Here is a 20,153-nt window from a genome sequence, read left to right on the forward strand (position 1 = left end):
TCACCTGTCTCCCATAGTGCTCCTTTCCGGCTGATACCGGTCAGGTGCCCGGTGCGGTGGCTACGGCCAGAGCAGCTCGCGCGTCCAGGCGCCGCCGGCCTCCAGGCGGTAGCGCAGCCGTACGTGCCGTCGCTGTGCGTCGCCCTGGAAGAACTCGGCCTCGCGCGGCTCGACCACGTACCGCGTCCAGCTCTCCACCTCGGCGTCCGGTTCGGCCCGCGCGCGCTCCCAGGCGTCCTCGGAGGCCCGGACGAGGTCCTCGTGGGACGGCAGCACCTCGCTCTGCGAGCCGGTCAGCGCCGCGGCCAGGGCACCCGTCGACCGGGCGTGCAGATCGGCCAGGCTCTCCGCACGGCCCACCGGGGTGACCGTGCCCCGTACCCGGATCTGGCGGCCCTGGGAGGGCCAGTAGAAGTTGAGGGCCGCGTGCGGGCGGGCCGCGAGCTGGCGGCCCTTCTCGCTGGTGGCATGGGTGGCGAAGTGCCAGCCGCGTTCGTCCGCGTCGTGCAGCATCAGGGTCCGCACGTCGGGCCGGCCCTCGGCGTCCACGGTCGCCAGGGTCAGGGTGTGCGGCTCCGCCTGTCCGGCGGCCACCGCCTCGGCGAACCAGGCGTGGAAGAGGGTGAGGGGGTCCGCGGGTGCGGCGGACACGTCGAAGCGGGGGAGGGGGGTGTCCCAGACGCGCTGGGCGTGGAGCAGGTCGCGGAAGGCTTTCTGTGCATCGCTCATGCACCCATTCCACAGGGTCGCGGAGCCGTCCGCCCGGCGGGTGCGGGAACACCGACGGCGGACCACACGGGTGGTCCGCCGAGGGTGAGACAGGACGTGGGGAACCGCGGAGGGTCCGCGCGGCGCCCGGCGTGTGCGGGAGTCCTGGCCGGCGCCTACCTGGCCGGCTTCTTGCCGGTGATGCCGAGGTGGACCAACAGGGCGAGGTTCGGGCGGAGTTCGGCCTGCTTCACGCCCCAGGTGGTGAAGCCCTTCTGGTGGGAGGCGGCCCCGGACAGCATGACGACGAGGGAGCCGGCCACCGCTGCGGGGCTGACCTCCTTGTCGACCTTGCCCTTGGCCTGCAGCTCCTTGATCGAATCCGTCAGGGAGCCGGTGACCGAGCTGAGGACCTTCATGCGGATCTTGTAGAACCGCTTGTCGCCCTCGGCCGCGCCGAGGTCGACGACGCGGAGGATCGCGTCGTGGCGCCGCCAGAAGTCGAGGAATCCGTCGACGAGTTCTTCGGCGCTCTGCCGGCCCGCCTTGCCGACCCAGGAGCGTCCGGCGACCAGTTCGGTCAGCTCGGAGCCCTCCTTGGCCATTTCCTCGGCGAGTTCGAGGACGGCGCCCTCGACGTCGGGGAAATACTGGTAGAACGTCGCGGGTGAAGTCCCTGCCTTCCGGGCCACGTCGATGACTTTGACGTCCCGGTAGGGAGAGGCGCTGAGCATTTCGCTGAGGCAGTCGAGCAGCTTCTGCCGCGTCGCCTGGCCTCGCCGACCGGCCACGCGGCCGTCAACGGTGCGCACTTGTCCTGTCATGCCGTCAGCTTACCGAGGGCGGATCGGAGCGCGATCTGACCGACTGCAAATGGGGAACGTCCCAGTGGGGGCGGGGTGAGCAGCGCTTTTCCCGGCGGCACGCGCAGGGGCTTCACGACGGCTACCGGAAGGGGCCGTCGGTCGCACCGGATCCTCGCGGGGGCCCTGGCCGGCCCCGGCGGACGGTGCTCGATGCGATGATCTTATCAACAGCCTGTGGATAACTTCGGTGGACAACTCTCGTCCAGTGCGGCACCACCTCTTCACGATTCGGGCAAACGTTCCATTCCGGCGGCCTGGAGCGCTTCGGAGCGCGCGGCGCGGCGCCCGACGCTACGTTGACTGTGACGGGCGTCACCGCGAAGGAAGGATCCGGGGTCATGGCCGCATTCGCGCACTCCGCGCCGTGCTGGGTGGATGTGCAGCTCTCCGACCTCGAGGCGGGCAAGCGCTTCTACGGCGGGCTCTTCGGCTGGACCTTCCGGGCGGGGGACGGGATGCCGTTCGCCGACGCGTACAGCGACGGCAGGCTCGTCGCCGCACTCGCCGCCAAGCAGGACGGCCGCATGCCGACGACCTGGGGGGTCTACTTCTCCACCGACGACATCCGCGCCACCGTCGCCCTGATCCGCACGGCGGGCGGCCAGGTGATCACCGATCCGGTGCGGGCGGGCAGGGCGGGCGTCCTCGCCCAGGCGGCCGACCCCGGCGGTGCCGTCTTCGGCCTCTGGCAGGCGGGCGACCGCGCGGGCTTCGAGAAGCAGAACGAGCCGGGCGCCTTCTGCTGGACCGAGGTCTACACCCGGCAGCCGGAGCGGGTGGACGCCTTCTACGAGGAGGTCTTCGGCTTCCTGGGGACCGACCTGGACCTCGGCGGGGCGCCGGGCGGCGATCCGGGCGCCGCGGAGGCCGGGGCCGACTTCCGGATGTGGTCCCCCGCGGGGACCGAGCCGGGGCCCGACACCGCGATCGGCGGGCGCAGCGTCATCACGGACGCGTTCCCCGAGATGCTGCCCAGCTACTTCCTCAGTTACTTCGCCGTGGCCGACTGCGTCCGGGCGGCCGACACCGCCGTACGCCTCGGTGGCCGGATCTCGGCTCCGCCGTTCGACATCCCGTACGGGCGGATGGCCGTCCTCCAGGACGATCAGGGCGCCGCCTTCGCCGTGTTGCAGCCGACCGAGCTGCTCCCGTAGCCGACGGGACCGCTGCGGGGTGCCGTCCGGGTGCTGTCCTGAAAGGGATGGAGTGCCACAAGACACCCCGATCCGCACCCGGGTTCGCAACCGGGCCCCGAGCCAGCAACAATCGGGGTGCGCACCGCCAGTGGTGCCGAGTGGTGAGACGCTGCACAGGGCGGGATTTCGCGGGCTTCTGTTCTTGGGGCCCGTACGGGGAGGTGGCAGGCAAGTGGAGCAGCTGACGCAGCATGACCCGAGGCGGATCGGCCCGTTCGAGGTGCTGGGACGGCTCGGCGCCGGCGGCATGGGGCTGGTCTATCTCGCACGATCGGCGTCCGGTCGTCGGGTGGCGATCAAGACGGTCCGTACGGAACTGGCCGAGGACCAGCTGTTCCGGGTCCGCTTCACACGTGAGGTGGAGGCCGCCCGGGCCGTCAGCGGTTTCTACACCGCCGCCGTGGTGGACGCCGACCCCCGGGCGGCCGTCCCGTGGCTGGCGACGGCCTATGTCCCCGCACCCTCGCTCGAGGAGATAGTGAGTGAGTGCGGGCCGATGCCGACGCAGGCCGTGCGCTGGCTGGCCGCCGGCATCGCCGAGGCCCTGCAGTCGATCCACGGCGCCGGCCTCGTCCACCGCGACCTGAAGCCGTCCAACGTGCTCGTGGTCGAGGACGGACCGCGGGTGATCGACTTCGGTATCGCGTCCGGTGTCTCCAACACCCGGCTGACCATGACGAACGTCGCGGTGGGCACGCCCGCGTACATGTCCCCCGAGCAGGCCCGCGACTCGCGCAGCGTGACGGGGGCCAGCGACATCTTCTCGCTCGGTTCGACGCTGGTCTTCGCGGCGACGGGGCACGCGCCGTTCCACGGGGCGAATCCGGTCGAGACCGTGTTCATGCTGCTGCGGGAGGGGCCCGACACGGAAGGGCTCCCCGATGATCTGAGACCGCTGATCGAGTCCTGCATGCAGATGGACGCGACGCGGCGGCCCAGCCCGGCGGACCTGCAGGCCCAGCTGGCCCCGCACCTGTTCGCCTCCGGCAGCGACGACAGCGGTACGGCGTCGGCCTGGCTGCCGACCGTCGCGACCGCGATGATCGAGCAGCGGCGGGGCGGCGGGCGCGCGATCGCGGCCGCGCCCGCGCCGGTGGTCGTGCCGCCTCCCCCTTCGCAGCCGCCCCCGGGGGCCGGCCAGGGCGGGGCCTGGGGCGGCGACGCCCGGACCGCCCCCGCGCCCGACGGCGGTCCGGTACAGCTGCCCGGGGCGAAGAGGCCCATCGGCCCCGGCCCGCGCCCGGTGGACGTGCGGGGCGCGGCCGCCGCGCACGCCGACCCGGCCACCGGCTGGGTCCGCCCGCCCGCCGGGCTGAACGGCGCGGCCGGCCACCCGACGGCTCCGGTGCCCGCCCCCACGCCCTCACCCGACACCCCGCCCGCCGCGCCGGAGCGCTGGCGGCCGTGGCGCTTCCGCATGTCGAACGATGTGTGGGGCACGCCCGTCGTCGTCGGCGACCTGCTGTACGTGACGTCCTTCGAGGTCCACGCCCTGGACGTCGGCAACGGCCGGCGCCAGTTCAAGACCAGGGACGTCGCCTGGGCGATGGCCGTCGACGGCGGCAGGATCCACGCCTCGGACGGACCGTCCCTGTACGCCCTGGACGCGGCGACCGGGGCCGAGCGGTGGCGGCTGCAGACGGACGCGTGGGTGTACTCCCTGAAGGCCGACCGCGGCACCGTCCTGACCGGGACGCGGGGCGGCGGGGTCCAGGCGTGGGAGGCGTCCAGCGGCGAGAAGCTGTGGGAGGCCACGGGCCTCCAGACGGACTTCGAGACGCCGGAGGCCGGGCCCGTCCTCCACGACGGCACGGTGTACCTGTGGCAGGACGCCCGGCTGCGGGCCGTCGACGCCCGCACCGGCGTGGAGCGGTGGTCGTACCCGATCGGCGACGCGGCCTCCTGCGGCGGTGTGCCGGTGCGTGTGACCCCGGCGCCGGACGGCTTCGTCTACGTCGCCGCGGGGACCCGGGTGCTGGCCGTGGACACGGTCTCGGGCCGGGTGCGCTGGCACTTCGAGTCGCCCGCCGTCTTCCTGTCGCCGCCCGCCTTCGCGCCGGGGCCCGCGGTCACGGGCGGCGGGGTGTACCTCGCCGACTACCTCGGCACCGTGTACGCGCTGGACGCGTCCACCGGCAAGGACCGGTGGAGGATCGCGACGGAGTCCCGCCAGTCCATCGAGCCCGTACTGGTCGCGGCGGGCAACGTGCACGTCGGCAGCGGCAGCGCGCTGTACACGCTGGACGCGGTGACCGGCACGCCCAAGTGGCGGTTCGCGGCGGGCGGCGAGGTGGTGGGAGCACCGGTGGTCGCCGACGGCCGGGTGCACTTCGGCTCGGCGGACCACGTGCTGTACACGCTGGACGCGGCGGGTGGCCAGCTCCGCTGGAAGCTCGCCACGGGCGGCGAGATCACGGGCTCACCGGTGGCGCAGGCGGGCGTCGTGTACGCGTGCAGCAAGGACCGGTGCGTGTACGCACTGGACGCGCTGAAGGGGACGGGTACGGGGAACCGGGTACGGACCTGAGCGGCGCCCGCCCCGGCGGGGGACCGCCTCAGGGGTGCGGCGGGTGGTAGCGGTCGCGGTCCTCGTCCCGGGCCACCGGGTGGGGGGCCGTGTCCTCGTCGGACCGCGGGGCCCGGTGCTGCCCGGTGCCCGGGCCCGTGTACGGATCGGCCTCCGGCTCCGGCAGCGGCGACGTCTGCACCGACGGCCCCGGCTCCTGGGTCGGGGGCCAGGTGTCCGGACGGTTGTCCGAGGGGGCGGGGTAGGGATCGCGCGCATGCCGGTCCCGCACGCCGCGCCCGGACATCAGCAGCGCTCCCAGCAGGAGCAGTACCCCGCCGGCAGCCGCCTGGGCGACGCCCCACCCGAGCCCGGACCCGTCGCTGTCGACCGTCAGGCTTCCCGCCGCCTGGCCCTGCCGGACCATCCACAGCACGGTGAACCCGAGCACGATCAGTCCGGCCAGGGCCACCACCCAGCGCGAGCGCAGCACCACGCCCACCAGGGCCACCAGGGCGGCGAACAGGAACGGCAGCAGGATCGAGCCCAGCACCGCGGACGTCACGCCGCCGATGCCCCCGAAGAGGTCCTGGATCCGGTAGGCCCGCCCGAGGCGGTCGCCGTACCAGCTGTGGAAGGGGCTCTGGACGGCAGCCGCCGCGCCCAGGAGGGCGACGACGGAGCCGAGGACATTGCGGATCATGGTCGGCCTCCCGGGCCTGCGTGCCGCGCACGGAACTGCACCGGTCCCCGGACCGACGCTACGCCGCGCCGGTGGCCCCTGCCATCCGGAGACCATGACCAGACCGTGACAGGGCCATGACTGGATCGAGGGTCTGGGCGGGACAAGCTGTGCTGTGTGGTGGGGCGCGGCTGCGCTACCGCCGAAGAGGGCCGACAACAGCGAGGGGGGCTGCATCGATGGTGCGGCGACAGATGAGGTTCGCGGCGGTACTGGTCGTGGTGGTGCTCGCACTGACCGGGTTCTCGACGTCCAGCCACGGCGGCAAGAGCGGGAAGAGCCGCAGCGGCGGGTCCAGCGGCGGTGGAGGCTGCTCCAACTCGAAGAAGAGCAACGGCGATTACCACGACGACGACTACGACGACAGCTCGTCGAGCTCCTCGGGCGGCTCCACGTACGGGACGCCGACGCCCACCACCACCGCCTCGGACGCACCCGTCACCCGCGTCGTCCGCTGTGCCCAGCCGCGCAAGGGCAAGCGCAGGGCGGTGACCTCGTCGACGGTGGAGATCCGCTCGACCGCGACGGGCTCGCACACGTACGACGTGGACGTGACGTTCGTCGACGCGAAGGGCCGGACCGTCGACACGGGCGAGGCCACGGTCGAACTCGGCTACGACGAGGCGAAGACCCTGCCGGTCCGCATGGACAGCCCGCGCTCGGTCTCCCGCGTGAAGCGCTGCCTGGTGACGGCGGAGCTGCGCCACTGACACGTCCCGGCACGGCACCGCAGAGGTGCACCGTGGCCACGGGGAGCATGGGCGAGGGCCCGAGCCGGTCGGCTCGGGCCCTGCGGTGTGTGCGCGGCCCGGGTCGTGGCATCGTCGGCCGGGGCCTCAGCGGTCTGGTCGGGACCGAGGGCCTCCGCGAAGAGCGTCGTCCTCGTGCGGGCCGTCCCGTGCCCGACCGGTCGAACACCGTCGCGGGCGCCGACCGGGACGAGGACGTACGGCGGCCGCGACGGCGCCCCCTCCGTGCCGCCGCGGCCGCTCCCCCCGTCGTAGGTCCGACTAGCGCGGGTCGCCACCGGTCATGTGGCTGTCCTTCGTGGTGATGTCCGGCTCGCCGGTCATGTGGCTGTCCTGCGTGGTGATGTCGGGCTCGCCGGTCATGTGGCTGTCCGCCGGCTTGACGGCGCCCGTCTTCGGCACCGTGATCTTCTTGGCGTCGCTCATATCGTGAACTCCATTTTTCGGTACATGGATAGGCGGCGAAGCCCGTCCGGCTGTTCCCCCGTGGACTGCCGGACGGGCTGTTCAGAGCCGTTCACCTTAGTGCGCGGTCCGACCGTCGAATCGCCTGCCCCCCGACGCGACGCTTCGACAGGAACCAGAGTGCCGGGCGGTGATAAACGATTGATGAACGGATCCGTCAGCGGTTTCTCGACGACGTCACGGGAGACAGCAGCAGGCGGACGGCGTCGGCTTCGGGTGCCTTGAGGTGGTCGAGGGTCGCGAGCGCCTCGCGCCAGCACACCTGCGCGCGGTCCGCCTGTCCGATCCGCTCCAACGCCTGGCCCAGCACCGTCAGTACGTTGGCGCGTCGCCACTCGCCCCCTATGTGCAGGAGCACCGTCAACGCCTGTTCCGCGAGGGCGGCGGCCTGGGCGGAGCGGTCGGCGCTGAGGTGCACCTCGGCCAGTCTGAAGAGCGTCATGCCCTCCCACAGCCGTTGGCGGCTGTCCCGGAAGACGGCGAGCGCCTCGTGCAGCCGGTCCTGGGCCTCGTCCTGACGGCCGGCGCGAGCCAGCGCGAGCCCGAGGGCGTACCGGCCGTTGGCGAGCCGAAGAGTCAGTCCCAGCCTGTTGTAGAGGGCGACCCCTCGGTCGGCGAGCTCCACCGCGCTCTCGGTGTGCCCGATGGCGAGCTGCACGCGCGACAGGTTGCACAGGGCGCTCGCTTCACCCGGACGGTTTCCGTCGGCCCTGAACGCGGCTATGGCCTGCTGCAGCAGGCCTTCCGCCTCCTCCAGCCGGCTCCGGTATCCGGCGATGATCCCCAGTTCGTTCGGGGCGTTGCAGTGGGTCCAGACGTCCTGGGTGGCCGGGGCCAGCAGCATGGCGCGCCGCGCTTCGTCCTCGGCCTGTCCGAAGCGGCCGGCCGTGCTGTGCACCTGGGCGAGCGTGGTGCGTGCGCGGGCTTCGGAGCGCGGGTCCCCGGCTGCGACGGCGGCGTCCCGGACCGCCATGGCCGCTGCCTCGAACTGGCGGGAGTTGGCCCCGGACTCCGCGAGGTCCTTGGCGGCCAGCATCAGGTCGACGCTGCGGCGGATGGTGCCCCGGGCAGCGGACTGATGGGCGCACGACAGGAGCGAACCCGCGTTGGTGTACAGCCAGTCGAGGGCTGTCCGGTGGTCGGCGAAGGTGATGCCCGGGTACTCCGTGGGGTCGAGGTGCTCGACCGTCCGGTCCCCCGGCCGCTCCAGCGCGTACACCCCCGCCGCCGTCGCCAGATAGAAGTCCAGCAGGCGCGACAGGGCCGCCTCCCGCTCCGCCGGGGGCTGTTCGTCCCGCTCCGCGCAGGAACGCGCGTAGAGGCGCACCAGGTCGTGATAACGGTAGCGGCCGGGCGCGGCCGACTCCAGGAGGGACGTGTCGACCAGGGCCTCCAGCAGGTCCTCCGCCGTGTGGGTCTCCAGGTTCAGGAGGGCCGCCGCGGCCGCGAGGGAGATGTCGGGACCGTCCGCCAGGCCCAGGAGGCGGAAGGCACGGGCCTGGGCCGGCTCCAGCTGGCCGTAGCCGAGCTCGAAGGTGGCCTTCACCGCGAGGTCGCCCGCCTGGAGCTCGTCCAGCCGGCGGCGCTCGTCGGCGAGCTTCGCGGCCAGGACCGAGACCGTCCAGGTGCGGCGGGCGGCCAGCCGGGAGGCGGCGATGCGGATGGCCAGCGGCAGGAAGCCGCAGGCGGCCACCACGTCCAGGGCCGCCTCGCGCTCGGAGTTGACGCGTTCCGCGCCGACGATCCGGGTGAAGAGCTGGAGGGCCTCCTCCGGAGACATGACGTCCAGGTCCACCAGGTGCGCGCCTGCCAGGTCGACCATGCGGACCCTGCTGGTCACCAGGGCCGCACAGCCCGGCGTACCGGGGAGCAGCGGGCGGATCTGGGCCGCGTCGTGGGCGTTGTCCAGGAGGACCAGGATGCGGCGGCCGTCCAGGGTGGAGCGGTAGAGCGCGGCCCGCTCGTCGAGCGAGTCCGGGATCGCGGAGTCAGGTGTGCCGAGGGCCCGCAGGAACGAGCCGAGGACGGTCTCCGGTTCGGCCGCCCTGGCTCCCGCGCCCTGGAGATCCACGTACAGCTGGCCGTCCGGGAAGTGCGGGCGGGCCTGATGGGCGACGTGCACGGCCAGGGTCGTCTTGCCGACGCCGCCGATGCCGGCCAGTGCGGAGACCGCCATGACGGACCCCTCGGAGGTCACCAGCCGGGCGCCCAGCTCGCGCACGAAGGAGGCCCGGCCCGTGAAGTCCGGCACCGTGGCGGGGAGCTGGGCGGGGCGGACCGGGGTGGCTGCCGGGGCCGGCTCGTCGACGGGGCGCGCCAGGTCCTCGTCGGCCCGCAGGATCCGCTGCTGGAGCTGGGCCAGCTCGGGGCGCGGGTCGACGCCCAGCTCCTCGGCGAGCAGCCGGCGGGTGTCCGCGTACACCGCGAGCGCCTCGGCCTGCCGGCCGCTGCGGTACAGAGCGACCATCAGCAGTTCGCGCAGCCGTTCGCGCAGGGGGTGCGCCGCGGTGAGCGCGGTCAGCTCGGACACCGCCTCGGCGTGGCAGCCGACCTCCAGGTCGAGGTCGAGCCGGGTCTCCGTGAGCTGGAGGCGCCACTCCTCCAGGCTGCTGCGCTGGTTGTCCGCGTACGGGCCGGGTACGGAGGCGAGCGCCTGCCCGTCCCACAGCCCGAGGAGCTTGTTGATCAGGGTGCGGGCCCGGGACCGGTCCCCGCGGCTGCGGGACTTCTCCGCCTCGGCGGCGAGGTCCTGGGCGTGGGTGAGGTCGAGGGCGTCGCGGTGGATGCGGACGGCGTAGCCGCCGGACTCGCTGACCAGGGTGTCCTGGCCGAGTGTCTTGCGGAGCCGGGACGCGTACGTCCGGACCGTCGCCAGGGCCTGGGACGGAGGGTCGTCCCCCCAGAGGGCGTCGATGAGTTCGGCCGCGGTGGCCGTGCGGCCGTCGCGCAGGAGCAGGGCGGCCAGCAGGGCCCGTTGCTGCGGCGACCCCGAAGGGAGCACCTGGTTGCCGCGCCGGGCGCGCACGGGGCCGAGCACCTCGAAGCGGAGTTCGCCCCCGGCCGCCTCCTCCCGTGGTGCGCGCTGGTCCGGCACACGCACGCCGGGCCCCTTGTCGCGGTCCATTGCTGCCCCCTGTCCTGCTTGCCCCGCCGGTGCTGCTGATCCCGCTCTGCGCCCTACCTGGTATCGCGCTCAACAGTCTGCCTTGTCGAAGGCGGACTCGTCAGCACTGGGTGTTGCTCCGTACCGGCCCTCGGCAACGATTCGGGGGCGAGGGCCCGTACGGACGATGACGCCGTGTCAGATCGTGACCGGCTGCTGGAGCTCCGTCACCCGGTCCTCCTTGTCCGGCGGGCACGTGGGGCCGGTCTCCCGTTGCTCCGGCATCCGGTCCCACGGTGCTCCGCCCCGTCCCGGCGATCCGGCTCCTCCGGGAAAGGCAGGAGCCCCGTTCCCCCCGCCGGGGCGGGGGGAACGGGGCTCCTTGGGTACTGCATAGCCGGCCGCGATCGGCCGACCCGGGCAACTAGGCCGGGGTGACGTTCTCAGCCTGCGGACCCTTGGGCCCCTGAGTGACGTCGAAGTTCACGACCTGGTTCTCCTCGAGGGAGCGGAACCCGGACGCGTTGATCGCGGAATAGTGGACGAAGACATCCGGGCCGCCGCCGTCCTGGGCGATGAAGCCGAAGCCCTTTTCAGCGTTGAACCACTTGACGGTTCCGGTAGCCATAAGCCCTCCTTGGGCCAAAGGGTTGCCCTGCTCCAGAACCTGCAAACAAGTCTGAAAACTACAAAAGCCTGCGGGTTACATGCTCCGCAGGCTCTGTACTGCAAGGGAAACCAAACTGCAACTTGCGGGCGAGCCTAGCACGCAGTCCGCGAGGAGCGGTAGAGGCAAAGATCACTTCACTCGGATGTTTGTTTGACCCGCCGGAGCGCCGGCGGACGGGCCCCCCGGGGAGCCGTCCGGGCGCCCCGATGGTGCCCGCCGGAGAGGGCGGGTCTAGCCTCGCGATGTGGACAATTCAACCGTCTCTCCCGTAGAAGGCGACGACCGTCGCAGCAGGCCGCGCGTCGGCCACATCCAGTTCCTGAACTGCCTGCCCCTCTACTGGGGTCTGGCACGCACCGGAACCCTGCTCGACCTGGAGCTCTCGAAGGACACCCCGGAGAGACTCAGCGAGCAGCTGGTCAGGGGCGATCTCGACATCGGTCCCGTCACCCTCGTCGAGTACCTGCGCAACGCCGACGACCTGGTCGCACTCCCCGACATCGCGGTCGGCTGCGACGGGCCCGTCATGTCGTGCGTGATCGTGTCCCAGCTGCCGCTCGACCAGCTCGACGGGGCCCGGGTGGCACTGGGCTCCACCTCCCGCACCTCTGTGCGGCTGGCCCAGCTGCTGCTGTCCGAGCGCTACGGCGTCACGCCCGACTACTTCACCTGCCCGCCCGATCTCGGGCTGATGATGCAGGAGGCCGACGCCGCGGTGCTGATCGGCGACGCCGCGCTGCGTGCCAATCTGCACGACGCCCCCAGGCTGGGCCTGCAGGTCCATGACCTGGGCCAGATGTGGAAGGAGTGGACGGGACTGCCGTTCGTCTTCGCGGTCTGGGCGGTCCGCAAGGACTACCTGGCCGCGCACCCCCTCTACGTGGAGAAGGTCCACGAGGCGTTCCTGGCCTCGCGCGACGTCTCGCTGGAGGAGGTCACCAAGGTCGCGGAGCAGGCGGCGCGCTGGGAGGCCTTCGACGCCGAGGTGCTGGAACGCTACTTCACCACCCTCGACTTCCGCTTCGGCCCGGACCAGCTGGCCGGTGTGCGCGAGTTCGCCCGCAGGACCGGCCCGACGACCGGCTTCCCGGCCGATGTGCGGGTCGAGCTGCTCGGCGGCTGACGGCGGCCGGCGGCGCCCGGTGCCGTTCGCGGTCGACGGCGGCGGCGGTCGACGGCGTTCGCCGGTCGATAACGTTCGGCGGTCGATGGCGTTCCGCGCCGGCGGGACGGAACGGGAATGGTGCGGGAGTAGATGAATCCCGTACCATTCCGGTTCCCTCTCCCGGCTTCCCGCGCCTTCCCGCTCCCATTCCGGGGCGGGCCTTTGTCGCCCGGTGGCCGACGGCTCCGGCATTCCCCCGCCGGCACGCGTTCTTGTGAAAGGGGGCGAATGGCCGCGCGCCCGTCCCCCGCATCCGGGCCACGAATAGCGGATGGTGCCCGGAACGCCTCCGGTTTGCGTTCGGTATCGCTACGGTGAACGCGGACGAACACCGGTGAGCGATGTATTTGCGCCTTTCGCAGTGGCGAAAACCGCGCTTCGTGCCCTAAGGGGCGAAATCGGCAGAAGGCTTCTCGTGACCCTGGGACCCGGGCACCCTAGGCTGCGGTCGGAGGCACCTGGGTTCACACGGGGAGACACCATATGCAGCCGCTGGAAGCGGGCGAACCGCACGCGATCGGCTCCTACCGGCTGCTCGGCAGGCTCGGCGCCGGCGGAATGGGCCGGGTCTATCTGGGGCGCAGCACGGGCGGCCGTACCGTCGCGGTCAAGGTCGTCCACCCCCACTTCGCCCTCGACGAGCAGTTCCGTGCCCGGTTCCGGCGCGAGGTGGACGCCGCACGACGGCTCGGCGCGCAGTGGACGGCCCCGGTCCTGGACGCCGACCCGGACGCGCCCATCCCCTGGGTGGCGACGGGGTACGTGGCCGGACCACCGCTCTCCGACGCGGTCACCCGGCACGGCCCGCTGCCCGAGCACGCGGTCCGGACCCTGGGCGCGGGCCTGGGCGAGGCCCTCGACGCGGTGCACGCGCACGGCCTCATCCACCGTGACGTGAAACCGTCCAACGTCCTGCTCGCCCTCGACGGCCCCCGGCTGATCGACTTCGGGATCGCCCGGGCCCTCGGCGCCACCGTCTCCCTCACCTCCACCGGCGTCTCGGTCGGCTCACCCGGATACATGGCGCCGGAGCAGATCCGTGGCCTGGACATCTCCGGCGCCGCCGACGTGTTCTCCCTGGGAGCGGTCCTCGCGTACGCCGCGACCGGCAGCGCCCCCTTCGTGGGCGACTCCTCCGCCGTACTCCTCTACAAGGTGGTGCACGAGGCACCCGAACTGGGGGAGCTGGAGGGCGACCTGCGCGAGCTGGTGGCCGGGTGTCTCGCCAAGGACCCGGCCGACCGGCCCGCCCCGGCTGAGCTGGCGCGCAGGCTCGCTCCGGGCGGGGCCGCCGCGCTGGTCGCGGCGGGATGGCTGCCCGGCTCCCTGGTGCGCGAGGTCAGCCGGTCCGCCGTGGCCCTGCTGGACCTGGAGCCGCAGGAGGCCCCGGTGCAGTCGGGCCCGGTGCCGTTCAGCAGCGCGTCACTGGGGAGCGCGGCGCTCGGTACGTTCGGCCCGCCCCTGCCGCCCCCGCCGTCCGTCCCCCCGTCCGCCGGGCCGCTCACCGGGGGCGGCGGCGCGGAGCACGGGTCCGGCGCCCGAGTCGCCGTCACCATGAACGCCGACGCGCGGCCCGGTGAGCGGCGCGGCAGGCGGGTGAGCTGCACCGTCGCGCTCGCCGTCGCCGGAGCGCTCGCCGCGGTCACCCTGGGCGCCGGGACGATCGGCGACCTCTTCCGGAGCGGCGACGCGGACGACCGGCACAGCAGCGACGGGGCCGCGCAGCCCCCGTCGGCCACCCGCGGCGCGAGCCCGCCGGGGACGGCCCGCCCGGAGGAGTCGTCCCCGGCGGACGGCGGACCGGTGAGCGCCCTGCCGAAGGCGTTCGCCGGCACCTGGAAGGGCCCCGCCACCGAGCGCAGCGGACTGCCGCACGGCACCGTCACCGCCGTGTTCACCGAAGCGAGGAAGGGCCAGGACGTGGTGCGGCTGACGTACACGCTGGAGGTGCTCGGAACGAGCGTCGTCTGCAAGAGCGTCGGCAGGCTCGTCTCCGGTACCCCCACCGCGCTCAAGGTCCGCGAGCGCGCCGACCCGGCCAACGCCGACACCACCCTGTGCACGGACAGCGAGTCCGACCTGGACTTCACCCTGACCTCCGCCAGCACCGTCCTCTACCGCTCCCACGAGGAGGCCGCGGGCACACCGAAGGGTGTGCTGACCCGGTCCGGCGGCTGACCCCGGCAGGGGCTGGCGTAGGCTGGATCGGTCCGTGGATCCGTAGAAAAACCGCCGAAAGGTGACAGCCCGGTGACCGAGAAGGCCGACCTCCAGCCCGTCCTCGACCGCGCCGCCGAAGGCGGGCGGATCTCCCCCCAGGAGGCTCTCGACCTGTACCGGTCGGCACCGCTGCACGCGCTGGGCGCTGCCGCGGACGCCGTGCGCCGTCGCCGTTACGCCGGTACGGAGCACATCGCGACGTACATCATCGAGCGCAACATCAACTACACCAACGTGTGCGTCACGGCCTGCAAGTTCTGCGCCTTCTACGCGGCGCCCAAGGACACGGCCAAGGGCTGGTCCCGCGACCTCGACGACATCCTGCGCCGCTGCGCGGAGACCGTCGAACTCGGCGGCACCCAGATCATGTTCCAGGGCGGTCACCACCCGGACTACGGCGTCGAGTACTACGAGGAGCACTTCTCCGCCATCAAGAAGGCGTTCCCGCAGCTGGTCATCCACTCGCTGGGCGCCTCCGAGATCGAGCACATGGCCCGCATCTCCAAGGTCTCGGCCGAGGAGGCCATCCAGCGGATCCACGTCGCCGGTCTCGACTCCTTCGCCGGTGCCGGCGCCGAGCTGCTGCCCGCCAGGCCGCGCACCGCGATCGCCCCGCTCAAGGAGTCCGGCGAGCGCTGGCTGGAGATCATGGAGATCGCCCACGGCCTCGGTGTCGAGTCGACCTCCACCATGCTGATGGGCACCGGCGAGACCAACGCCGAGCGCATCGAGCACCTGCGCATGATCCGCGACGTACAGGACCGCACGGGCGGCTTCCGTGCCTTCATCCCGTACACCTACCAGCCGGAGAACAACAAGCTGAAGGGACAGACGCAGGCCACGCTCTTCGAGTACCTGCGGATGATCGCCATCTCCCGGCTGTTCCTCGACAACGTCGCCCACATCCAGGGCTCCTGGCTGACCACGGGCAAGGAGGTCGGGCAGCTGTCCCTGCACTACGGGGCGGACGACCTCGGCTCGATCATGCTGGAGGAGAACGTCGTCTCCTCGGCCGGTGCCAGGCACCGCTCGAACCGTCTGGAGATCATCGACCTGATCCGCAAGGCGGGCCGGGTGCCCGCCCAGCGCGCCACGACGTACGAGCACCTCGTCGTCCACGACGACCCGGCGAACGACCCGGTCGACGAGCGCGTCGTCTCGCACATCTCCTCCACGGCGATCGCGGGCGGCACGGCGCACCCGGAGCTGAAGCTCCTCGACGCCAACTAGTCGGCCCGTGCTGACGATCCATGCCGCCGACGCGGTCCTCGGTGCCCCGGAAGGCTGGGACTCCGTGGCCGTGGACGGCGGCTTCGTCGTCGCGGTGGGCCCGTACGCCGACGTGACCGCGGCCCGCCCGCGGGCCCGGGTGCGGCGCTGGTCCGGGGCGATCGCCCCGGGGCTGGCGAACGTCACGGCGGCGGCCCTGCTGGAGACCGTCTACCACCCGGACCCGCGCGAGGCGGACGAGCTGGGCACCGGGCCGCTGGCCGGCGACGCGGTCGCCGCACTGGCGCCGGACGACGCCCGGTGGGGCGCGAGCGCCCGGCGCGGGCTGCAGCGGATGCTGCGGCACGGTACGACCGCCGTCGCCGGGACGTTCACCCGGCCCTCGGTGCGGCTGGCGGTGTCCCGGTCGGGCCTGCGGATCCATCCGCCCGCTGCCGGCCCGGTCCTGCCGCCCCGCCTCGACCCGCTGGCCGGGGTCCGGGATCCGGCCGCGCTGCGGGCGTGCACCGGGGGACCGCCGGCGGCCGGGGACCCGGCGGATCTGGCGGTGTTCGGCGTACGGGACGCAGCGGAGCTGGTGGAGGCGGGCGCGGCCTGCTGCGTCGCGACGGTCCTGGGCGGGCGGCTGGTCTTCCGCGTGAGCTGAGCGGGCGCCGTGCGTCAGGGGACCGAGGGGCCGCCCAGGTACTTTCCGCCGGAGGTGTAGGGCCAGGCGTTCGACACGCAGCCCTTCAAGCCCTTGATCTGCTGCATCATCGCCGGAGCCGGGCGGCCGGGTCCCGGGCAGGTCTCGTGGCCGTGCCCCAGCCAGTGGCCGACCTCGTGATTGACGATCAGCGCCCGGTAGTCGGCGAGGGGGCCGTCGAACTGCGGTGAACCGAGCTGCCAGCGGCGCAGGTTGACCAGGACGTGCTTGCCGCCACGGCAGTTCAGCTCACCGCGGGTCTTCAGGCCGTAGGCGCCGCACAGCCGGTCGGTCGTCGCCGGAGTGCCGACGCGGATCACCAGCCCGGCCGAGTCGTCGTCGACCTGGCGGAAGGCCCGGGTTCCGCCCCGGCCCCAGCCGCGGGGGTCGGCGAGGACATCGGCGATGTCCTCGGCCGCCCGGTCGGGATCGACTCCGCTGTCGTCCTCGACCTCGACGCGGTAGGCGTGGCCCTTGGCCGCGGGGGTGACGCCCTCACGGGCGACGGTGAAGGTGCCCGGGCCGGACACGGGCACCGACGGTTCTTCCGACGTCTCCGGACTCGGCGGGGCCTCGGCGGGGGCAGGGGCCTCGGGTGCCGCCGTGGGAGCGGGCGGGGCCGGCGAAGGGGAGGCGTCACGGTCGGCGGCGGCCGCCGGACCGGCGTCCCGCTGCCACGGCGGGTCGAAGGAGAGGAACACCGCGGCGACCGCGCCGGCGAACGTCAGTAAGAGGAGCATGGAGCGTCGCTGCCGGCGTCTGCGGCGGACGCGGGACTGCTGCCGGACCTGATGGCGGCTCTGCCGCCGTGACGGCGGGCGCCCGGGGGAGCCGGGCGGGGCGGGAGCTGCCGTGCCCGCCGGGCGGCGAGACGTGGCAGCGGTCCGTATGCGGCGTGCGGGGTCGGTGTGCATGGTCCCGTCAGTATCTGTGATCTTGTGATGAGCGGTCCTCGGCCGCCCCGGACGGGCAGCTGCTTCGTGTGGACCGGGAGCTCGTCCGCGACCGTGCCGCGTCCGCGACGCCCCCGCCGCCGTCCCGCAGGACTTCGGGGAGCCACCGCGCGTACACCGCGGTACGGCGACCGTCCCGGCCGCGCGCGACGGGCCGTCAGCCCCCTCTCCGGTTCCTCGGCGCTCCTACCCCTACTGAGTGCTGCCGGGCCGGAATGGTTGAGGCCGGCGTCAAGCCGCCGGGAGGAGCCGGGGGCGGGGCTGCTTGAATGGGAGGGTGACCCGAGCATCCCTGGACAAGCAGCCGCACGAAGTCGCCTCGATGTTCGACGACGTGGCGGCGAACTACGACCTCACCAACGATGTGATCTCCCTCGGGCAGGCCCGGCTCTGGCGCAAGGAGGTCGCGAAGGCCGTGGACGCCCGGCCGGCCCAGAAGATCCTCGACCTGGCCGCCGGGACCGCCACCTCCTCGCAGCCGTTCGCGCAGGCCGGCGCCTACGTGGTGCCCTGCGACTTCTCGATCGGGATGCTCCGGGTCGGCAAGGAGCGCCACCCGTGGATGCCGTTCACCGCGGGCGACGGCACGAGACTCCCGTTCAAGGACGAGACCTTCGACGCGGTCACGATCTCCTTCGGGCTGCGCAACATCCAGGACACCGACCAGGCGCTGCGTGAGCTGTACCGGGTGACGAAGCCCGGCGGCAGGGTCGTCATCTGCGAGTTCTCGCAGCCGACCTGGGAGCCCTTCCGCCGGGTCTACACCGAGTACCTGATGCGGGCGCTGCCGCCGGTCGCCCGGACGGTGTGCAGCAACCCGGACGCGTACGTCTACCTCGCCGAGTCGATCCGGGCCTGGCCCGACCAGGCCGGTCTCGCCGCCCGTCTGCAGAAGGCCGGCTGGTCGAAGGTGGCCTGGCGCAACCTCACGGGCGGCGTCGTCGCCCTGCACCGGGGTGTGCGCGACTGAGGGGCCGCCGGCTCACAGCTCCAGCCGGAAGCAGTACGCCGCCTGCTCGGAGACCGGGATCGTGTACGTCTCGGCCTGCCGCATGCCGAGCCGCCGGGCGACCGCCAGCGAGCGCTCGTTGCGCGCGTTGATCATCGCCACGATCTCCCGCACTCCGGTGTCCCGCACCCGCTCCAGCGTGGTGCGGGCAGCCGCGGTCGCGTAACCGCGGCCCCAGGCGGCCCGGCCCAGCCGCCAGCCGATCTCGGTCTCGCCCACCGGGCCGAACGACGTGTGCGGCCACGGCTGGGCCCCCGTGAAGCCGAGGACCTCCCCGGCGTCGTCCAGCACCGTCCACAGGCAGTGGCCGTGCTCCGCGTCGTGTCTGCGCTGGCGCGCGGTCAGCTCCTCGTACACGGAGAACTCCGCCCGCGGTCCGCCGAGGAACTCCATCACCTCCGGATCGTCGAAGACCCGGTGCCAGGCCAGGGCGTCCTCGTCGGTCGGGACGCGCAGATGAACGGACGGGGTCGGGTACGGCACGGTCGGCATCGGGGAGCCCTTCGGGAGGTTGATCAGCAGCCACCCATAGACTGCACGCGACATGTGCCGCGCGGCACGCGAATTCGAGTCTTCGGGAGATCCGACCGTGACCGAGCCCCTCTCCGAACACAGCGCGGACGTGATCGTCGTCGGGGCGGGCCCAGCCGGCTCCACGACCGCGTACTACCTCGCCAAGGCCGGACTCGACGTACTCCTCCTGGAGAAGACGGCCTTCCCGCGGGAGAAGGTCTGCGGTGACGGCCTCACCCCGCGCGCCACCAAGCAGCTCGTCTCCATGGGCATCGACATCTCCGAAGAGGCCGGCTGGCTGCGCAACAAGGGCCTGCGCATCATCGGCGGCGGCGTCCGCCTCCAGCTGGACTGGCCGGATCTCGCCTCGTACCCGGACTACGGACTGGTCCGCAAGCGCGACGACTTCGACGAGCAGCTGGCCCGCCAGGCGCAGAAGGCCGGCGCGCGGCTCCACGAGCGCTGCAACGTCGGCGAGCCGATCAAGGACGAGCGCACCGGCCGCATCACCGGCGTCCACGCCAAGCTCGGCGAGGAGAAGACCCCGGTCACCTTCCACGCCCCGCTCGTGGTCGCCGCCGACGGCAACTCCACGCGGCTCTCCCTCAACATGGGCCTGCACCGCCGCGAGGACCGCCCCATGGGCGTCGCGGTCCGTACGTACTTCACGTCACCCCGCCACGACGACGACTACCTCGAGTCCTGGCTGGAGCTGTGGGACCGCCGCGGCGCCGAGGACCGGCTGCTGCCCGGCTACGGCTGGATCTTCGGCATGGGCGACGGCACGTCCAACGTCGGCCTCGGCATCCTCAACTCCTCCTCCGCCTTCAAGGAGCTCGACTGGCGCGAGGTGCTCAAGGCCTGGTGCGCCTCCATGCCGGAGGACTGGGGCTACACCCCGGAGAACATGACGACGCCGATCCGCGGCGCCGCCCTCCCGATGGCCTTCAACCGCCAGCCGCACTACACCAAGGGCCTGCTGCTCGTCGGTGACGCGGGCGGCCTCGTCAACCCGTTCAACGGCGAGGGCATCGCGTACGCCATGGAGTCGGGCCAGCTCGCCGCGGACGTCATCGTCCAGGCGCACGCCCGCGCGACCCCGGCCCAGCGCGAACTGGCCCTGCACAACTACCCGAAGATCCTCAAGGACACCTACGGCGGCTACTACACGCTGGGCCGGGCGTTCGTGAAGATGATCGGCAACCCGAAGGTCATGAAGATCGCGACCCAGCGCGGCCTGACCCATCCCGTCCTGATGAAGTTCACGCTGAAGATGCTCGCCAACCTCACCGACCCGACGGGCGGCGACGCGATGGACCGCATCATCAACGGGCTCTCGAAGGTGGCCCCGAAGGCCTGAGCGGCCCCCCCGG

Annotated in this window: 17 protein-coding genes; 9 read left to right on the plus strand and 8 right to left on the minus strand. The window is 72.6% G+C overall.

Going from position 1 to position 20,153, the window contains the following annotated elements; genetic code table 11:
- Positions 1–60: 60 nt before the first annotated feature.
- Entirely contained in the window at positions 61–729 is a 669-nt protein-coding gene (locus OG927_RS19090) for a pyridoxine/pyridoxamine 5'-phosphate oxidase (RefSeq protein WP_056796872.1), read from the minus strand.
- A gap of 155 nt (positions 730–884) precedes the next feature.
- On the minus strand, positions 885–1,532 hold the full coding sequence (locus OG927_RS19095; RefSeq protein ID WP_056796868.1) for a TetR family transcriptional regulator: 648 nt from the start codon (positions 1,530–1,532) through the stop codon (positions 885–887).
- Between the two features lie 380 nt (positions 1,533–1,912).
- On the opposite strand from OG927_RS19095, the gene OG927_RS19100 reads away from it, so the two are divergent.
- Both OG927_RS19100 and OG927_RS19105 read left to right on the plus strand, forming a co-directional pair.
- Entirely contained in the window at positions 1,913–2,728 is an 816-nt protein-coding gene (locus OG927_RS19100) for a VOC family protein (protein ID WP_056796863.1), read from the plus strand.
- Between the two features lie 214 nt (positions 2,729–2,942).
- The gene (locus tag OG927_RS19105) at positions 2,943–5,297 is read left to right on the plus strand and encodes an outer membrane protein assembly factor BamB family protein (protein ID WP_056796860.1); all 2,355 of its coding nucleotides are present in this window, start codon (positions 2,943–2,945) and stop codon (positions 5,295–5,297) included.
- A gap of 28 nt (positions 5,298–5,325) precedes the next feature.
- Here OG927_RS19105 and OG927_RS19110 read toward each other — a convergent pair whose 3' ends face one another.
- On the minus strand, positions 5,326–5,979 hold the full coding sequence (locus OG927_RS19110) for a hypothetical protein (RefSeq protein WP_330320515.1): 654 nt from the start codon (positions 5,977–5,979) through the stop codon (positions 5,326–5,328).
- Between the two features lie 218 nt (positions 5,980–6,197).
- Here OG927_RS19110 and OG927_RS19115 point away from each other — a divergent pair, with 218 nt between their 5' ends.
- Positions 6,198–6,728, plus strand: coding sequence for a hypothetical protein (locus OG927_RS19115; protein ID WP_330320516.1), 531 nt, complete (start codon positions 6,198–6,200; stop codon positions 6,726–6,728).
- A gap of 300 nt (positions 6,729–7,028) precedes the next feature.
- Here the strand turns inward: OG927_RS19115 and OG927_RS19120 are convergent, their stop codons facing one another.
- The 3 genes from OG927_RS19120 to OG927_RS19130 form a co-directional block, all read right to left on the minus strand.
- Entirely contained in the window at positions 7,029–7,193 is a 165-nt protein-coding gene (locus tag OG927_RS19120; RefSeq protein WP_164494136.1) for a hypothetical protein, read from the minus strand.
- A gap of 196 nt (positions 7,194–7,389) precedes the next feature.
- A complete protein-coding gene (locus tag OG927_RS19125; protein WP_330320517.1) occupies positions 7,390–10,356 on the minus strand; it encodes an AfsR/SARP family transcriptional regulator in 2,967 nt (988 codons plus the stop codon).
- A 403-nt stretch (positions 10,357–10,759) separates the two neighbouring features.
- On the minus strand, positions 10,760–10,963 hold the full coding sequence (locus OG927_RS19130) for a cold-shock protein (protein WP_003967102.1): 204 nt from the start codon (positions 10,961–10,963) through the stop codon (positions 10,760–10,762).
- 286 nt (positions 10,964–11,249) lie between these two features.
- On the opposite strand from OG927_RS19130, the gene OG927_RS19135 reads away from it, so the two are divergent.
- From OG927_RS19135 to OG927_RS19150, 4 genes are all read left to right on the plus strand, one after another.
- Complete coding sequence (locus OG927_RS19135) at positions 11,250–12,128, plus strand: menaquinone biosynthetic enzyme MqnA/MqnD family protein (RefSeq protein WP_056796848.1); 879 nt, start codon at positions 11,250–11,252, stop codon at positions 12,126–12,128.
- 525 nt (positions 12,129–12,653) lie between these two features.
- Positions 12,654–14,348 carry a serine/threonine-protein kinase gene (locus OG927_RS19140; RefSeq protein ID WP_056796846.1) on the plus strand — a complete coding sequence of 565 codons (1,695 nt, stop codon included), beginning with the start codon at positions 12,654–12,656 and terminating at the stop codon, positions 14,346–14,348.
- 72 nt (positions 14,349–14,420) lie between these two features.
- Positions 14,421–15,620 carry a cyclic dehypoxanthinyl futalosine synthase gene (mqnC, locus tag OG927_RS19145; protein ID WP_056796844.1) on the plus strand — a complete coding sequence of 400 codons (1,200 nt, stop codon included), beginning with the start codon at positions 14,421–14,423 and terminating at the stop codon, positions 15,618–15,620.
- Between the two features lie 7 nt (positions 15,621–15,627).
- A complete protein-coding gene (locus OG927_RS19150) occupies positions 15,628–16,266 on the plus strand; it encodes a hypothetical protein (RefSeq protein ID WP_330320518.1) in 639 nt (212 codons plus the stop codon).
- Between the two features lie 14 nt (positions 16,267–16,280).
- On the opposite strand, the gene OG927_RS19155 is transcribed toward OG927_RS19150, so the two are convergent.
- A complete protein-coding gene (locus OG927_RS19155) occupies positions 16,281–17,219 on the minus strand; it encodes a DUF3152 domain-containing protein (protein WP_124281420.1) in 939 nt (312 codons plus the stop codon).
- Between the two features lie 316 nt (positions 17,220–17,535).
- Here OG927_RS19155 and OG927_RS19160 point away from each other — a divergent pair, with 316 nt between their 5' ends.
- The gene (locus OG927_RS19160; protein WP_056796837.1) at positions 17,536–18,228 is read left to right on the plus strand and encodes a demethylmenaquinone methyltransferase; all 693 of its coding nucleotides are present in this window, start codon (positions 17,536–17,538) and stop codon (positions 18,226–18,228) included.
- 12 nt (positions 18,229–18,240) lie between these two features.
- Here the strand turns inward: OG927_RS19160 and OG927_RS19165 are convergent, their stop codons facing one another.
- Positions 18,241–18,759 (minus strand): GNAT family N-acetyltransferase, encoded by a 519-nt coding sequence (locus OG927_RS19165; protein WP_056797761.1) that lies wholly within the window; start codon positions 18,757–18,759, stop codon positions 18,241–18,243.
- A gap of 97 nt (positions 18,760–18,856) precedes the next feature.
- Here OG927_RS19165 and OG927_RS19170 point away from each other — a divergent pair, with 97 nt between their 5' ends.
- The gene (locus OG927_RS19170) at positions 18,857–20,140 is read left to right on the plus strand and encodes a geranylgeranyl reductase family protein (protein WP_056796835.1); all 1,284 of its coding nucleotides are present in this window, start codon (positions 18,857–18,859) and stop codon (positions 20,138–20,140) included.
- The last annotated feature ends 13 nt before the right edge of the window (positions 20,141–20,153 follow it).

Origin of the sequence: Streptomyces clavifer, assembly GCF_036345975.1 — a bacterium.
Taxonomy (GTDB): Bacteria; Actinomycetota; Actinomycetes; order Streptomycetales; family Streptomycetaceae; genus Streptomyces; species Streptomyces clavifer.

Bases quoted from the DNA above. Each gene is read 5' to 3' on its own strand.
- OG927_RS19110 (WP_330320515.1), bottom strand. From the start codon at position 5,979: ATGATCCGCAATGTCCTCGGCTCCGTCGTCGCCCTCCTGGGCGCGGCG.
- OG927_RS19100 (WP_056796863.1), top strand. From the start codon at position 1,913: ATGGCCGCATTCGCGCACTCCGCGCCGTGCTGGGTGGATGTGCAGCTC.
- OG927_RS19130 (WP_003967102.1), bottom strand. From the start codon at position 10,963: ATGGCTACCGGAACCGTCAAGTGGTTCAACGCTGAAAAGGGCTTCGGC.
- OG927_RS19120 (WP_164494136.1), bottom strand. From the start codon at position 7,193: ATGAGCGACGCCAAGAAGATCACGGTGCCGAAGACGGGCGCCGTCAAG.
- OG927_RS19090 (WP_056796872.1), bottom strand. From the start codon at position 729: ATGAGCGATGCACAGAAAGCCTTCCGCGACCTGCTCCACGCCCAGCGC.
- OG927_RS19140 (WP_056796846.1), top strand. From the start codon at position 12,654: ATGCAGCCGCTGGAAGCGGGCGAACCGCACGCGATCGGCTCCTACCGG.
- OG927_RS19165 (WP_056797761.1), bottom strand. From the start codon at position 18,759: ATGCCGACCGTGCCGTACCCGACCCCGTCCGTTCATCTGCGCGTCCCG.
- OG927_RS19155 (WP_124281420.1), bottom strand. From the start codon at position 17,219: ATGCACACCGACCCCGCACGCCGCATACGGACCGCTGCCACGTCTCGC.
- OG927_RS19115 (WP_330320516.1), top strand. From the start codon at position 6,198: ATGGTGCGGCGACAGATGAGGTTCGCGGCGGTACTGGTCGTGGTGGTG.
- OG927_RS19095 (WP_056796868.1), bottom strand. From the start codon at position 1,532: ATGACAGGACAAGTGCGCACCGTTGACGGCCGCGTGGCCGGTCGGCGA.
- OG927_RS19125 (WP_330320517.1), bottom strand. From the start codon at position 10,356: ATGGACCGCGACAAGGGGCCCGGCGTGCGTGTGCCGGACCAGCGCGCA.